We start from the raw sequence: 13,448 nt of genomic DNA, 5'->3' as shown, positions 1-13,448 counted from the left end.
CCGCCTTCGCGCGGTGTGCGTCTGAGCTACGTTTCCGAACGGCCTCGCAGCGGGCCTTCAGACGCTTCGAAAACCCTGTGACAAAAGGAATCCTGTCGTGAATTACCCCTACGGCGGCCCGCCGTCCGGTCCGCAGCAGCCTTACGGCGGCCCGCCTTCGGGCCCGCAGCCGCAGCAGCCCTTCGGTCCCCCGTCGGGGCCCCAGCCCCAGCAGCCGTACCCGCCGCAGCAGGGCTACCCGGGCCAGTACCCGCCGGCGCCCTACGGTGCGCCGGGTGCGCACCCGGCCGGTCAGCTGGCCGAGTGGGGCACGCGCGTGCTGGGCTACCTGATCGACGGTGGCATTCCGATGTTGGCGTTCTTCGTCCTGTACATGATCTCCGGCGCGGTGATGGGTGGTGTTCTGGCCGGTACCGGCGGCGATGAGGACACCGCGATGACCACCCTGATCATCTTCGGCATCGTGATGGGGATCTTCTACCTCGCGCTGCTGGTGTTCACGATCTGGAACACCTGCTACCGGCGCGGCACCACCGGTCAGACGATCGGCCAGAAGGTCGCCAAGATCAAGACGGTTTCGGAGGCGACCGGGCAGCCGATCGGTTTCGGCAACGCCTTCCTGCGCCAGATCTGCCACGTCCTCGACTCGGCGATCTGCGGTCTGCCCATCGGCTGGCTGTCGCCGCTGTGGGACGAGAAGAAGCAGACCTGGGCGGACAAGATCATGAAGACCGTCGTGGTCGCGGCCCCGGACGTGCCGCAGGCCCCGCAGGCGCCGGGAGCGCCGGGCGCCTTCCAGCCGCCGCAGCAGGGCTACGGGCAGCCGCCGCAGCAGTGGTGAGCTCGACCCGGATCGATGCCGTCGCGGGACGTCCCGCGACGGCATCGTCGTTCCTCCACCGGATGCGGCTGCCCGCCGCGACGGTGCTGGTCGGCTGCGCGGGCGCCGCGCTGGTGCTCGCCGCCGACCCGACCTCGGACGGCGGTTTCCCGCTGCCGCCGTGCCCGATCAAGCTCCTGACCGGCCTGGACTGCCCGGGCTGCGGGGGCACGCGGATGCTGTTCAGCCTGCTGCACGCCGACCTGCCCGCCGCGTGGCACTACAACGCGCTCGCCGTCCTGCTGCTGCCGCTGCTGGCCTGGTCGTGGATCGCGTGGGCGGCCGGTCGGCTCGGCACCGCCCTGCCGACCTGGACCCGGTGGCGCGGGACCCCGCACGTCCTGCTGGCCGTCACCGCCGCGTGGGTCGTCCTCCGCAACACCGTCCCCGCCCTGCGCGTCTAGCTCGGCGGACGACACCGTGCGGACCGCGGGATCGAAGTACCGTGGCCGGGCGAGACCGATACATGGGGGTGGAGCGATGACCGAGGAACCCGCACCGCAGGGCCAGCAGCCGCCGAGCGTCGAGCAGCCGCCGAACGTCGAGTACCCGCCGCCCGGGCAGTTCCCGCAGCCGCAGTTCAACTTCACCCCGCAGCCGCCGATGCCGATCAGGAACCACCTCGGCTGGGCGATCGCGGGCATGCTGCTGTTCTGGCCGCTCGGCATTCCCGCGCTGGTCAAGTGCGTGGAAGTCGCCCCGCTCTGGTACCAGGGCAACTACCGGGGAGCCGAGGACTCGTCGCGCGCGGCGAAGAACTGGGGCAAGGCCGGTGTGATCACCGGGGCCGTGCTCTACGGGCTGCTCTTCCTGCTCATGATCGTCTACTTCATCGCCTTCTTCGCCGTGATCAACCAGATGCGGCAGGAGATGCCGTACTGATCCGCGCTCACGCGCGTCCGAGGCAGGGCGGCCACGTGCGAAAATGGACGGGTGAGCCTCTACCGGGATACCGCGGTCGTGCTGCGGGTGCAGAAGCTGGGTGAGGCGGATCGGATCATCACGCTGCTGACCCGCCGCTACGGGAAGGTGCGCGGGGTCGCCAAGGGCGTGCGCCGCACGACCTCGCGCTTCGGTGCGCGGGTCGAGCCGTTCTGCCACGTCGACGTGCAGCTCTACACCGGCCGCACGCTCGACGTCATCACCCAGGTGCAGACCGTCGACGCCTTCGGCGTGCAGATCGTCGAGGACTACCAGCGGTACACCGCGGCCTGCGCGGTGCTGGAAACCGTCGACCGGCTGGCCGCTGAGGAGGGCGAGCCGGTGCTGCGCCTCTACCTGCTGGCCGTGGGCGCGCTGCGCGCCCTGTCCGGCCGGGACCGCGACTCCTCCCAGGTGCTCGACGCCTTCCTGCTGCGCGCCATGTCCTTCGCCGGGTGGGCGCCCGCGCTGACCGAGTGCGCGCGCTGCGGCCAGGCCGGCCCGCACGCGACGTTCAACGTCCAGGCCGGTGGCGCGGTGTGCGCGACGTGCCGTCCCGCTGGATCGGTCCGGCCATCGTCGTCGACGTTGCCGCTGATGGAGGCGTTGCTGCACGGTGACTGGGACGCCGCCGAGGCCGCCGCGAACCCGGTCCGCCGGGAGGCCAGCGGTCTGATCGCCGCGCACCTGCAGTGGTACATGGAGCGGCAGTTGCGGTCCTTGCCGTTGGTGGAGCGGACGGTGCCCGAGCTGATCCGCGAGCGGGCGGCGGAAGCGGCGCTGGTCGGAGTGGCGGAGGCCGAGAGCGGGCAGCCGCTGAACGGGTGACCGCGCTCGACGGGGACAATGGCCACGCACGTCGAGCACGCCGAAGGAGAACCTGGATATGTTGCGACGCCGCGGACGAGGCAAGGACGACCCGACGGTCCGGGCACCTGAGCCGCACTCCTCGGGGGCCGAGCCGCCGGCGTTGCCGGCCGAGTTCGTGCCCAACCACGTCGCGGTCGTCATGGACGGCAACGGGCGCTGGGCCAACGAGCGCGGGCTGCCGCGCGTCGAGGGGCACAAGCGCGGCGAGGCCGTGGTGCTTGAGCTGGCCAAGGGTGCCATCGAGCTCGGCGTGAAGTGGCTGTCGCTGTACGCGTTCTCCACGGAGAACTGGAAGCGCAGCCCCGAGGAGGTGCGCTTCCTGATGGGCTTCAACCGGGACGTGATCGCGCGCCGCGTCGACGAGCTCGACGAGATGGGCGTGCGGGTCCGCTGGGCGGGGCGCAAGCCGAAGCTGTGGCGCAGCGTGGTCAACACCCTGCAGGACGCCGAGGTTCGAACCGCTGGCAACGAAGTGCTCAACCTGACGATGTGCGTGAACTACGGTGGGCGCGCGGAGGTCGGTGACGCCGCGCGGGAGATCGCGCGACTGGCGGCCGCCGGGAAGATCAACCCGGACCGGGTGGACGAGCGGACGATCGCGAAGTACACCTACCAGCCGGAGATGCCGGACGTGGACCTGTTCATCCGGCCGTCGGGGGAGCAGCGGACGTCGAACTTCCTGCTCTGGCAGTCGGCCTACGCCGAGATGGTCTTCCAGGACACGCTGTTCCCGGACGTCGATCGCACGCACTTCTGGCAGGCGTGCGAGCAGTACGCGCGCCGGGACCGCCGCTTCGGCGGCGCAATCGATCGGTCGGCGACAGCCACGTCGGCCCAGGAGGGCTAGTTGATGACCCAAGAGGCCGCAACCACCGCGCGGTTGATGACCGCGGCCAAAGAAGCGCTGGAGAACTACCACGACGTGCACGTCGACGACGACGGTGCGCTGACGTTCCGGCACTCGGAGGTGCCGTGCGCGGTTCAGGCGATGCAGCTGGCCGAGGGCCTGACGGTGCTGAGCCTGACCTGCGTGGTCGCGTGGGACCTTCCTGCGGGCGACGAGCTGGCCCAGTCGGTCGCCGAACGCGCAGGTCAGGGGCTGTTCGGCACGTTGGGCGTGGTGCGCACGGAGCGGGGCGTGGACGTGACCCTGCGCTACGCGTTCCCGGCCGAGGGCATGGACCCGTCGCCGCTGGGCACGCTGCTGATGCTGGTGGTCGCCACGGCGTCCCAGCTGCGCTCGGAACTGCTCGCGGAGTCCGAGGGGACCGCCTGAGCCTCACCAGGTGACGGTTTTAGCCATAATCACCCGTGATCAAAGTCCGCTTTGTCCGGACGATTATGGCTAAAACCGTCCGCACGGCACTCGCGCGGGTGACTCGCCGGTGTGTCGGGAGTCCGACTGACCTGGGGCTTCGTCACATCGGCGGTCGCGGCCCCGCGGATCGGCCCGGGCCACTGGCACGATGGCGCTCGTGACCGAGATCGCCGACCCGCAGCGGATGCCCGGACCGCGACGAACGCGCCGTCCCGTCATCACCTCGCTGGAGGTGATGTGCGGGCTGCTCGTGCTGGCCGTGATCTTCCAGCCGCAGCTGACCGCGGTGCTCGACGTCCCGGCGCTGCGCACCGGGGCCACCGTGTTCGTCGCGGTGTGCGTGCAGGCCATGCCGTTCCTGGTGTTCGGGGTCCTGCTCAGCGGCCTCATCGCGGCGTTCGTGCCGCCTCGGGTGCTGCGCCGCGCGCTGCCCGCGCGCACCGGCGCGGCGGTGCCGGTGGCCGGTCTGGCCGGGGTCGCGCTGCCCGGATGCGAGTGCGCGTCGGTGCCGGTGGCGCGACGGCTGATGCAGCAGGGCGTCACCCCGGCCGTCGCGCTGACGTTCCTGCTGGCCGCGCCCGCGGTGAACCCGGTGGTCCTGGTCTCCACGGCGGTGGCCTTCCCCGCCGATCCGTGGATGGTGCCCGCGCGCTTCCTCGGCTCGCTGCTGACCGCCTGCGCGATGGGCTGGCTGTGGGCGAAGCTCGGCCGCGCCGAGTGGCTCGCCGAGCGCGCGCTGCGCCGCGTCGAAGCCCACCACGGCGAGGGCGGCCGGTGGGCTGTGTTCGCCGAATCCGCCCGGCACGACCTCGTCGAGGCGGGCGGGTTCCTCGTCCTGGGCGGGCTGACCTCGGCGGTGTTCAACGTGCTGGTGCCCGCCGAATGGCTGGAGACCCTCGGCGGCCAGCTGCTGCTCGGCGTGCTGGTCATGGCGGTGCTGGCGGTCGTGCTGGCGCTGTGCAGCGAGGCCGACGCGTTCGTGGTGGCCTCCATGCCCGGTCTGCCGCTGCTGCCGAAGCTGGTGTTCCTGGTGGTCGGCCCGGCGGTCGACCTCAAGCTGATCGCGCTGCAGTCCGGGGCCTTCGGCCGCCGCTTCGCCGCGCGGTTCGCACCGGCGACGTTCCTGGTCGCGATCGGATGCGCGTGCGCCGTGGGCGCCGCGCTGCTGGGAGGTGCCTGATGCGGCGGGAGAGCCAGAACATCCTGCTGGTGCTGCTCGGCGGCGCGCTGCTGAAGATCGCGCTCACCGGCGACTACCTGCGCTACGTCAAGCCCTCGCTGCACCCGTGGCTGATCGCCGCCGGGGTGGTGATGATCGCGCTCGCCGGTGTCGCCATCGTCCGAGACGTCCGCGCCGGGCACGCCGTGGACGGGCACGAGCACGGCACCCGCAGCCCGTGGATGCTGCTGCTCCCGGTCTTCGCGATCTTCTTGGTGGCCCCGCCCGCGCTGGGCTCGGACTCGGTCACCCGCGACCGCGCCGCCGCCGCTCCGGCCGAACCGAGCCAGGCGCGCTTCCCGCCGCTGCCACCGGGGGAGGCGCCGATGCTGAGCATGTCGGAGTTCCTGACCCGCGTGGTCTGGGACGACACCGGCGAGCTGAACGACCGCACGGTGCGGCTGCAGGGCTTCGTCGTGCACCCGACACCGCAGACCACCCAGCTCGCCCGGATGCGGATCAGCTGCTGCGCGGCCGATGCCACCCCGGTCAAGGTCGACCTGGCCAGCCCGCGCGCCGAGCAGCTCCCGGCCGACACCTGGATCGAGATCACCGGACGCCTCCGCCCGGGCACGGCCACCGAGGCCAACGACTACGTCCCGACCGTGGACCCGCAGACGATCAAGCAGATCCCGGCCCCGCCGGACAGCTACGAGTACTAGGTGAGGTCTCCCGGGTCCCGCTGCCGGCACCGCGCAGCACAGAACCTCGACACCGTCGTCAGAGGCCCTTGGCGGTGCAGTCCGGGCAGGTGCCGACGATCTCGACGGTGTGGCTGACGTCGGAGAAGCCGTGCTCGGCGCCGATGCGCTCGGCCCAGCTCTCCACCGGCGGGTCGGCGACCTCGACGGTGCGACCGCAGTGCCTGCACAGCAGGTGATGGTGGTGGTGGCTGGAGCAGCGGCGGTAGACCGCCTCGCCCGAGGGCGTGCGCAGCACGTCCACCTCGCCGGCGTCGGCGAGGGTCTGCAGCGTGCGGTAGACGGTCGTCAGACCGATCCCCTCGCCCTGCCGCCGCAGCTCCTCGTGCAGCTCCTGGGCCGAGCGGAAGTCGTTGACCTGGTCAAGCAGCTGCGACACCGCAGCGCGTTGCTTGGTGGCCCGCAGTCCCGGTACTCCGACGGTGGGCTCCTGGCCGGTGGTCACGCTGTCTCCGTCTCCTGTCCGCCGTTGCTCGCGTCGTCACCCGCGCGCTCGCGGGAGATCTCCTCGGCGTGGGCCGCCGCGTCCACCACGATATGCGCCAGGTGCTCGTCGACCAGTCGGTACATGACCTCCCGGCCGTGCCGCTCGCCGTAGACGACGCCCGCCGACTTCAGCACCCGCAGGTGCTGGCTGATCAGCGGCTGCGCGACGCCCAGCGCGTCGACCAGCTCGTGCACGCAGCGCTCCGAGGTGCGCAGCTGCAGCACGATCGCGATCCGCACGGGCGCGGCCAGCGCGCGCAGCAGCTCCCCGGCGTCGTGCAGCACCCGCTGGTCGCGCACCGGAACCGGCCGCACCTCGCGGTCCGGCGAGTGGACGTGGTCCTCCGGCCGGTCCGGACGCGGAGCCGCGCTCTGGTCGGGGGCCACGCCATGACGTTCCACGCGCCCCATCCTACGGGTAGCGGGGGAGCGCCCCGATCGGTCGATGCCGGTCCGATCACCCGCCGCGAGCGCACGGCGCCGCAGCGCGCACGGCCCAGCTCGAAAGCGGCGGTCGCGGCATCGGTACGCTGGGAAACCCCAGCTGGAACGGCTGGTTCGACAGGTTTCCAGTGACATCTCCGGAGTGAACGTGCCCGCCGACCAGATCGACACGATCGTCAGCCTCTGCAAACGCCGCGGATTCGTGTTCCCGTCCGGCGAGATCTACGGCGGTACCCGGTCGGCCTGGGACTACGGACCGCTGGGCGTGGAGCTCAAGGACAACATCAAGCGCCAGTGGTGGAAGCACATGGTGCAGGGCCGCGACGACGTCGTCGGCCTGGACTCGTCGGTGATCCTGCCGCGCCAGGTCTGGGAGGCATCCGGACACGTCGGCGCCTTCCACGACCCGCTGGTGGAGTGCACCTCCTGCCACCGCCGCTTCCGCGCCGACCAGCTCGCCGAGGAGTACTCCGAGCGCACCGGCAAGGAGGTCACCGAGGACGACCTGTCGGACGTCCCGTGCCCGAACTGCGGCAACCGCGGCCAGTACACCGAGCCGCGCGAGTTCAACATGATGCTCAAGACCTTCCTGGGCCCGGTGGAGTCCGAGGAGGGCCTGCACTACCTGCGGCCGGAGACGGCGCAGGGCATCTTCATCAACTTCGCCAACGTGATGACCACCGCGCGCAAGAAGCCGCCGTTCGGCATCGGCCAGATCGGCAAGAGCTTCCGCAACGAGATCACGCCCGGCAACTTCATCTTCCGGACCCGTGAGTTCGAGCAGATGGAGATGGAGTTCTTCGTCGAACCCGGCGAGGACGAGCAGTGGCACCAGTACTGGATCGACCAGCGGATGCGCTGGTACACGGACCTGGGCATCGCGGCGGACAACCTGCGGGAGTACGAGCACCCCGCCGACAAGCTGTCGCACTACTCCAAGCGCACCGTCGACATCGAGTACCGGTTCCGCTTCGGCGGTCAGGAGTGGGGCGAGCTGGAGGGCATCGCCAACCGCACCGACTTCGACCTCACCACGCACTCCAACCACTCGGGCGTGGACCTGACCTACTTCGACCAGGCCAGCAACTCCCGCTACCGCCCGTACGTGATCGAACCGGCGGCGGGCGTGGGCCGTCCGATGATGGCGTTCCTGATCGACGCCTACACCGAGGACGAGGCGCCCAACGCCAAGGGCGGCGTGGACAAGCGCGTGGTGCTCAAGCTGGACCGCAGGCTGGCTCCGGTGAAGGCCGCGGTGCTGCCGCTGTCGCGCAACGCCGAGCTCTCGCCGAAGGCCCGCGACGTGGCGGCGATGCTGCGCCGCAACTGGAACGTCGACTTCGACGACGCGGGCGCGATCGGCCGCCGCTACCGGCGGCAGGACGAGATCGGCACGCCGTTCTGCGTGACGATCGACTTCGACACCCTCTCCGACCAGGCGGTCACGGTCCGAGAGCGGGACACGATGAGCCAGGAGCGGGTGGCCGTCGACAAGCTGGAGGAGTACCTCGGCGCCCGGCTGATCGGCTGCTGATCACGATGCGGAACACCGGATCGCCGGGTCCGTCCCAGGACGGGCCCGGCCCGGTCGCGGCCGGGTGCGGGTCTGCGAGGATGCCTGGGTGAGCGCACATCATCCCGCCCACCGGTCGCGCACCGGGCGCATCCTCTCGCGTGCCCTGCTCGGCACGCTGCTGGTGGTCGTCCTGGTGATCGGCGGTACCGCGATCCGCGTGTGGCAGGTCGCCCGCGCCGACGACCGGCAGCCGGTGGACATCGTGGTGGTGCTGGGTGCCGCGCAGTACCACGGCAAGCCGTCGGACATCCTCGAAGCGAGGCTGGAGCAGGCCCTCGGGCTCTACGAGGACGGGCTGACCGACTACATCGTCACCGTCGGCGGCCGCAAGGCGGGCGACACCTACACCGAGGCGCAGGCCGGCAAGAACTGGCTGGTGGAGAACGGCGTTCCGCGCGACAAGATCGTCGACGTCGACGTCGGCAGCGACACCCTCGGCAGCATGCAGGCCGTCACCGACCTGGCCGAGCAGCGCCGCTGGGACACCGCTCTGATCGTCAGCGATCCGTGGCACTCGCTGCGCGCCCGCACGATGGCCACCGACATGGGTCTGGAGTCGTGGGCGTCCCCGGCCCGCTCGGGTCCGGTGGTGCAGACCCGCGAGATCCAGATGAAGTACATCGTCCGCGAGACCGGCGCCCTGCTCTACTACCGCCTCACCCACGCCCCGGCGGAGCTCAACGGCGACGGCCTGGGCTGAAGGCCGCGTTCTTCGCGCGGCGGTGCCGGTCGCTTGCTCGGGATGGGGCGAAAGCGCCTGCGGCGTTCGCCTGACGGTTAGGCCGCTCGTCGGGGTCGTGACGAGGTTTTGTCATCCCTGGGCTTTAGCCTCGGAGCGATGAGCTCCGTGAACCTGGCCGGGTACGGCGAGCACGACCTCCAGCGGTGGCACCCCGAGACGCCGAAGGAGGCCGCGTCGGCGCACCCGGACGACCGGACGCCCTTCGCGCGCGACCGCGCCCGGGTGCTGCACTCCGCGGCGTTGCGCCGACTCGCGGGGAAGACGCAGGTCATGGGCCCGAACGAGGGCGGTGACGTGCCGCGCACGCGGCTGACGCACTCGCTGGAGGTCGCGCAGATCGGCCGGGGCATCGCCACCGCGCTGGGCGCCGACGCCGACCTCGTCGACACCGCGGGACTGGCGCACGACATCGGCCACCCGCCCTTCGGGCACAACGGGGAGAAGGCCCTCGACGAGCTCGCGACCGGCTTCGGGGGTTTCGAGGGCAACGCGCAGACGTTGCGGATCCTCACCCGGCTCGAACCGAAGGTCACCGACGACGGCGAGATCGGGCGCGGCCTGAACCTCACCCGCGCCTGCCTGGACGCGGCGACGAAGTACCCGTGGCCGCAGCGCCCGGGGGAGACCAAGTTCGGCGTCTACGGCGATGACCTGGAGGTCTTCGGGTGGCTGCGCGAGGGTGCGCCCGAGGGGCGCCGGTGCCTGGAAGCGCAGATCATGGACTGGGCGGACGACGTGGCGTACTCGGTGCACGACGTCGAGGACGCGGTGATCTCCGGCCGGATCTCGCTGCGCGCGCTGACCGATCCGCAGGAGCGCGCGCAGATCGCCAAGCTCGCCGACGAGCGTTTCCTGCGCAGCGGGGAGACCGCGCTGCTGGAGGCGGCGGCCGAGGACCTAATGCGCTGGCCGGTGGTGGCCGCGGTGCTCGACCACGACGGCACGCTCTCCGCGCAGGTCGCGCTCAAGCGGCTGACCAGCGAACTCGTCGGACGGTTCGTGGCGGCGGCGGTCTCGGGCACGGTGGCCCGCTTCGGCCCGGGGCTGACGCGCTACCGCGCTGACCTGGTGCTCCCGGAGAAGGCGGTGGCCGAGGTGACGGTGCTCAAGGCGATGGCGGTGCGCTACGTGCTGCACGACGCCGAGCGCAGGCGCAAGCAGGCGCGGCAGCGGGAGCTGCTGGCCGAGCTCGTCGAGGCGCTGGCCGCGAGCGCCCCGGCGTCACTGGATCCGGTGCTGCGCGATGCCTGGATGCGAGCTTCGGACGATTCCTCCCGGTATCGGGTGGTTCTGGACCAGGTGGCGTCGCTGACGGATGCGCAGGCGGTGACCTGGCACGAACAGCATGTACACAACGTGTCCAAACCACTGTGACGTTAATCCGAATGGGGGTGAATGGATCTCGCTTCGTCGGGGACAATCCTTACCCAGAGTGGCGTCCGGCGGTTCTGCCGGCGGCACTGTGCCCTGATCCCCGTACCGCGCGGCACCCCGAGCCGAGCGGCGGCGGCCCGTCGTTCCCCCGACGCCGGGCCGCGAGGAGACCCCGAATGCGCAACCGGCACTACATCCAGAAGCTCGTCGTCGGTGGAGAGCCGTACGTCAACGCCGACAACCTCGCCGATTGGATCAAGGACCTCCGCTGGCAGGACCCCGCCGGCCAGCGGGCGGCCGAGTACATCGCCCAGGAACTCCGCCTCATGGGGCTCAGCGACATCGAGGAGTCCCTCCGCTGAGGCGGAACGGGAAAACCGGCTAGGAACCGGCGGCGTTCGCAGGCCGGTCCGACCTCCGCGCTCTGGCAGACTCGGGATCAAGCCCGAGCCCCCTCGACGCGGAACGGAGCCCTGCGGACGTGAACCACCTCGACTTCGCCCTGGCCCTGCACGAGTGCCTGGCTCCACCGCCGACGAAGACCTTCTGCTGGTCGCCGTACTCGGTGAGCAGCGCGCTCGGGCTCGCCGCCACCGCCACCGGCGGCCGCACCAGGCAGGAGCTGGTCGGCGCGCTGCGCGACGAACCGGCGACCCTGCTGGAACTGCTCGGCGCGTCCGCGGAGCTGACCGCGGCCTCCGGTGAGCAGCCGGTGCTGGCCGTCGCCAACACCCTCTGGGCGCACGCCGAGCTGCCCGTCGAGGACTCCTACCGGCTCGCGCTCCAGGACTGGCCGGGCAGCGCGGTGCGCAACGCCCCGTTCCGCGACGACCCGGAGGCGGCCCGCAAGCTCATCAACGCCGACGTCGCCGAGACCACCCGCGACCTCATCCCCGAGCTGCTGCCCGCCGGATCGGTCCACCCGCAGACCGTCGCGGCCCTGGTCAACGCCCTCTACCTGAAGGTCTCCTGGAAGGAGGCGTTCGAGGAGACCAAGACGGCCCCGCACCCGTTCCACGCGCCCGACGGCGACCGCGACGTGCCCACCATGACGGCCTCGCGGACCCTCGGCCACGCCGCCACCGACGGCTGGCAGGCCGTCGCGATCCCGGCCGCCGGGGGAGTGGAGGCGATCGCCCTGCTGCCTGACGAGGACCTGGCCACCGCCGAAGCCGGTCTCGACGCCGCGCGGCTGTCCGGCCTGCTCGGGGCGGTGGAGCAGCGCAAGGTCGAGCTGCTGATGCCGCGCTTCAAGGTCACCGGCGGAGCCGAGCTCACCGAACCCCTCGGCGCGCTGGGCGTGCACGACCTGTTCACGCCCGCCGCCGACTTCACCCCGCTCACCGACCGGTCGCTGCGGGTCTCGGAGGTCCTGCACGAGGCGGTCCTCGACGTCGACGAAGCGGGCCTGGAAGGAGCGGCGGCGACGGCGATGATGATGCGGCTGACCGCCGTCGTCCGCGAACCCGACCCGGTCCGCGTCGAGATCGACCGCCCGTTCCTGTTCCTGGTCCGCCACCGCGACAGCGGCGCGCTCTACTTCCTGGCCCGCATCACCGATCCGAGCTGATCCGGGCGGGGCTGATCCGAGCCCGGACTGTCACGCTTCGCGATCCCGTCTCGTCACTCCGGTGACGAACCCCGAGAGCCGGGGTGACGAGGAGGGAGAGAGCAGATGCCGCGCATTCCGGGCGTGCCGACCAGCGAAGCGAACCTGCTGACCAGGCTCACCTACAAGTTCTCCCGGCGCCGCTACGGCGCGGTGCTGGACCCGCTGGCCGTGGTCGCCCACCACCAGGGCCTGCTCATGGCCGCCGGCGTGTCGGAGATGGCGGTGGAGAAGGCCGCCACGACCTTGCCCGCGAACCTGCGCGAGCTGGCGATCTACAAGGTGGCCACCAAGATCGGCTGCTCCTGGTGCGTGGACTTCGGCGTCATGCTGCAGCGCAACGACGGCCTGGACGTCGAACGGCTCAAGCACATCGACGACTACCAGGACTCGGACTCCTACTCCGAGGTGGAGAAGCTCGTCCTCGCTTACGCCGACGCCATGACCGAGCAGCCCATGCAGGTCACCGACGAGCAGGTCGCCGAACTCGACCGGCGCCTCGGCCACAAGGGCGTGGTCGAGCTGACCCACATGATCGCCTTGGAGAACCAGCGCACCCGCTTCAACCACGCCCTCGGCCTCACGGCCCAGGGCTTCACCAGCGGCGAGGCGTGCAAGGTCCCGATGCCGTAGGTGGAGTGAGCGGGCGTGGGTCGCTCAGCGGTCGGCGGTCAGGGTCCGCAGGCGGTCCAACGTCTCGCGGAGGAGGTCGCGGAGGTCGTGGTTCTCGGGGGCGGTGACCCATCGCGAGAAGGCGACTCGGAAGACCGCGACGCTGGTCTCGGCGGCGAGGCTGGCCTCGATGTCGCCGACGCCTCGTTGTCGCAGCTTGTCGGCCAGGGCTGCGGACAGCGACGTGAGCTTGATCAACTCGCGTTCGCGGAGGTCGGCGTTGGCCATGATCACGGTTTGGCGCTTGCGGGCGAGCTCGCGGTCGTCGCCGACCATCTGGGCCACGGTGTCGAGCACGGCCGCGACGGCGTCCAGCGCTGACGTCGTGGCCGGCAGCCCGTCGAGTGCGGCCAGCGACTTCTCTTCCAGGACGGAGGAATCGTCGAAGAGGACTTCGCGCTTGTCGGCGAAGTACCGGAAGAACGTGCGGGCGGTGACGCCCGCACGTTCGGCCACGTCCGCCACCATCGTCTGCTCGAAGCCGCGTTCCAGGTAGAGCGACAGCGCGGCTTCGCGAAGCCTGTCGCGTGCCCCGGGCTTCCATCGTCCCATGCGGCGAGTCTAGGTGATGTCACCTCGTGACACGGCTCTCGGTTCGCTGCGATGTCATCCGATGACATCGGTGCTAGAGTCATG

Annotated in this window: 17 protein-coding genes; 14 read left to right on the top strand and 3 right to left on the bottom strand. The window is 71.0% G+C overall.

The annotated features are described in order from the left end of the window. Positions 1-97 precede the first annotated feature (97 nt). The 8 genes from QFW96_RS24075 (at position 98) to QFW96_RS24040 (ending at position 5,870) form a co-directional block, all read left to right on the top strand. On the top strand, positions 98-841 hold the full coding sequence (locus QFW96_RS24075) for an RDD family protein (protein WP_281457992.1): 744 nt from the start codon (positions 98-100) through the stop codon (positions 839-841). Further along, positions 838-1,284, top strand: coding sequence for a DUF2752 domain-containing protein (locus QFW96_RS24070; protein WP_281457991.1), 447 nt, complete (start codon positions 838-840; stop codon positions 1,282-1,284). The genes QFW96_RS24075 and QFW96_RS24070 overlap by 4 nt, the downstream gene beginning before the upstream one ends. Positions 1,285-1,360: 76 nt before the next feature. Continuing rightward, positions 1,361-1,762 (top strand): CD225/dispanin family protein, encoded by a 402-nt coding sequence (locus QFW96_RS24065; RefSeq protein WP_281457990.1) that lies wholly within the window; start codon positions 1,361-1,363, stop codon positions 1,760-1,762. A gap of 51 nt (positions 1,763-1,813) precedes the next feature. Continuing rightward, the gene (recO, locus tag QFW96_RS24060; RefSeq protein WP_281457989.1) at positions 1,814-2,629 is read left to right on the top strand and encodes a DNA repair protein RecO; all 816 of its coding nucleotides are present in this window, start codon (positions 1,814-1,816) and stop codon (positions 2,627-2,629) included. A 58-nt stretch (positions 2,630-2,687) separates the two neighbouring features. Next, entirely contained in the window at positions 2,688-3,518 is an 831-nt protein-coding gene (locus tag QFW96_RS24055) for an isoprenyl transferase (protein ID WP_281457988.1), read from the top strand. 3 nt (positions 3,519-3,521) lie between these two features. Next, positions 3,522-3,947 carry a hypothetical protein gene (locus QFW96_RS24050; protein ID WP_281457987.1) on the top strand — a complete coding sequence of 142 codons (426 nt, stop codon included), beginning with the start codon at positions 3,522-3,524 and terminating at the stop codon, positions 3,945-3,947. 190 nt (positions 3,948-4,137) lie between these two features. Continuing rightward, entirely contained in the window at positions 4,138-5,169 is a 1,032-nt protein-coding gene (locus QFW96_RS24045; protein ID WP_281457986.1) for a permease, read from the top strand. Next, a complete protein-coding gene (locus tag QFW96_RS24040) occupies positions 5,169-5,870 on the top strand; it encodes a TIGR03943 family putative permease subunit (RefSeq protein WP_281457985.1) in 702 nt (233 codons plus the stop codon). The genes QFW96_RS24045 and QFW96_RS24040 overlap by 1 nt, the downstream gene beginning before the upstream one ends. A 58-nt stretch (positions 5,871-5,928) precedes the next feature. On the opposite strand, the gene QFW96_RS24035 is transcribed toward QFW96_RS24040, so the two are convergent. Both QFW96_RS24035 and QFW96_RS24030 read right to left on the bottom strand, forming a co-directional pair. Beyond that, on the bottom strand, positions 5,929-6,354 hold the full coding sequence (locus QFW96_RS24035; protein WP_281457984.1) for a Fur family transcriptional regulator: 426 nt from the start codon (positions 6,352-6,354) through the stop codon (positions 5,929-5,931). Further along, positions 6,351-6,806: an ArsR/SmtB family transcription factor gene (locus QFW96_RS24030; protein WP_406692321.1), complete on the bottom strand. Its 456-nt coding sequence runs from the start codon at positions 6,804-6,806 to the stop codon at positions 6,351-6,353. Before QFW96_RS24030 ends, QFW96_RS24035 begins: the two co-directional genes overlap by 4 nt. 181 nt (positions 6,807-6,987) lie before the next feature. Between QFW96_RS24030 and QFW96_RS24025 the strand changes: the two genes are divergently transcribed. The 6 genes from QFW96_RS24025 to QFW96_RS24000 all read left to right on the top strand — a co-directional run bounded on the left by QFW96_RS24025 (position 6,988) and on the right by QFW96_RS24000 (position 12,773). Next, a complete protein-coding gene (locus tag QFW96_RS24025) occupies positions 6,988-8,373 on the top strand; it encodes a glycine--tRNA ligase (RefSeq protein WP_281457983.1) in 1,386 nt (461 codons plus the stop codon). Between the two features lie 88 nt (positions 8,374-8,461). After that, on the top strand, positions 8,462-9,115 hold the full coding sequence (locus QFW96_RS24020) for a YdcF family protein (protein WP_281457982.1): 654 nt from the start codon (positions 8,462-8,464) through the stop codon (positions 9,113-9,115). 138 nt (positions 9,116-9,253) lie between these two features. Next, entirely contained in the window at positions 9,254-10,531 is a 1,278-nt protein-coding gene (locus tag QFW96_RS24015) for a deoxyguanosinetriphosphate triphosphohydrolase (RefSeq protein ID WP_281457981.1), read from the top strand. Between the two features lie 176 nt (positions 10,532-10,707). Next, positions 10,708-10,893 carry a hypothetical protein gene (locus QFW96_RS24010; protein ID WP_093420954.1) on the top strand — a complete coding sequence of 62 codons (186 nt, stop codon included), beginning with the start codon at positions 10,708-10,710 and terminating at the stop codon, positions 10,891-10,893. A 119-nt stretch (positions 10,894-11,012) separates the two neighbouring features. Then, positions 11,013-12,101 carry a serpin family protein gene (locus tag QFW96_RS24005; protein ID WP_281457980.1) on the top strand — a complete coding sequence of 363 codons (1,089 nt, stop codon included), beginning with the start codon at positions 11,013-11,015 and terminating at the stop codon, positions 12,099-12,101. 105 nt (positions 12,102-12,206) lie between these two features. Beyond that, positions 12,207-12,773, top strand: coding sequence for a carboxymuconolactone decarboxylase family protein (locus QFW96_RS24000; RefSeq protein ID WP_281457979.1), 567 nt, complete (start codon positions 12,207-12,209; stop codon positions 12,771-12,773). A 24-nt stretch (positions 12,774-12,797) separates the two neighbouring features. Here the strand turns inward: QFW96_RS24000 and QFW96_RS23995 are convergent, their stop codons facing one another. Then, positions 12,798-13,364, bottom strand: coding sequence for a TetR family transcriptional regulator (locus tag QFW96_RS23995; RefSeq protein ID WP_281457978.1), 567 nt, complete (start codon positions 13,362-13,364; stop codon positions 12,798-12,800). Positions 13,365-13,448 lie beyond the last annotated feature (84 nt).

Origin of the sequence: Saccharopolyspora ipomoeae (assembly GCF_029952525.1) — a bacterium.
GTDB lineage: Bacteria > Actinomycetota > Actinomycetes > Mycobacteriales > Pseudonocardiaceae > Saccharopolyspora > Saccharopolyspora ipomoeae.
Note: the sequence above shows the minus strand (reverse complement) of the source record. Positions and strands in the feature narration are given on the sequence as shown.

Coding starts and splice junctions, on each gene's coding strand:
- QFW96_RS24000 (WP_281457979.1), top strand. CDS start 12,207: ATGCCGCGCATTCCGGGCGTGCCGACCAGCGAAGCGAACCTGCTGACC.
- QFW96_RS24055 (WP_281457988.1), top strand. CDS start 2,688: ATGTTGCGACGCCGCGGACGAGGCAAGGACGACCCGACGGTCCGGGCA.
- QFW96_RS24045 (WP_281457986.1), top strand. CDS start 4,138: ATGGCGCTCGTGACCGAGATCGCCGACCCGCAGCGGATGCCCGGACCG.
- QFW96_RS24030 (WP_406692321.1), bottom strand. CDS start 6,806: ATGGGGCGCGTGGAACGTCATGGCGTGGCCCCCGACCAGAGCGCGGCT.
- QFW96_RS24010 (WP_093420954.1), top strand. CDS start 10,708: ATGCGCAACCGGCACTACATCCAGAAGCTCGTCGTCGGTGGAGAGCCG.
- QFW96_RS24040 (WP_281457985.1), top strand. CDS start 5,169: ATGCGGCGGGAGAGCCAGAACATCCTGCTGGTGCTGCTCGGCGGCGCG.
- QFW96_RS23995 (WP_281457978.1), bottom strand. CDS start 13,364: ATGGGACGATGGAAGCCCGGGGCACGCGACAGGCTTCGCGAAGCCGCG.
- QFW96_RS24065 (WP_281457990.1), top strand. CDS start 1,361: ATGACCGAGGAACCCGCACCGCAGGGCCAGCAGCCGCCGAGCGTCGAG.
- QFW96_RS24015 (WP_281457981.1), top strand. CDS start 9,254: ATGAGCTCCGTGAACCTGGCCGGGTACGGCGAGCACGACCTCCAGCGG.
- QFW96_RS24050 (WP_281457987.1), top strand. CDS start 3,522: ATGACCCAAGAGGCCGCAACCACCGCGCGGTTGATGACCGCGGCCAAA.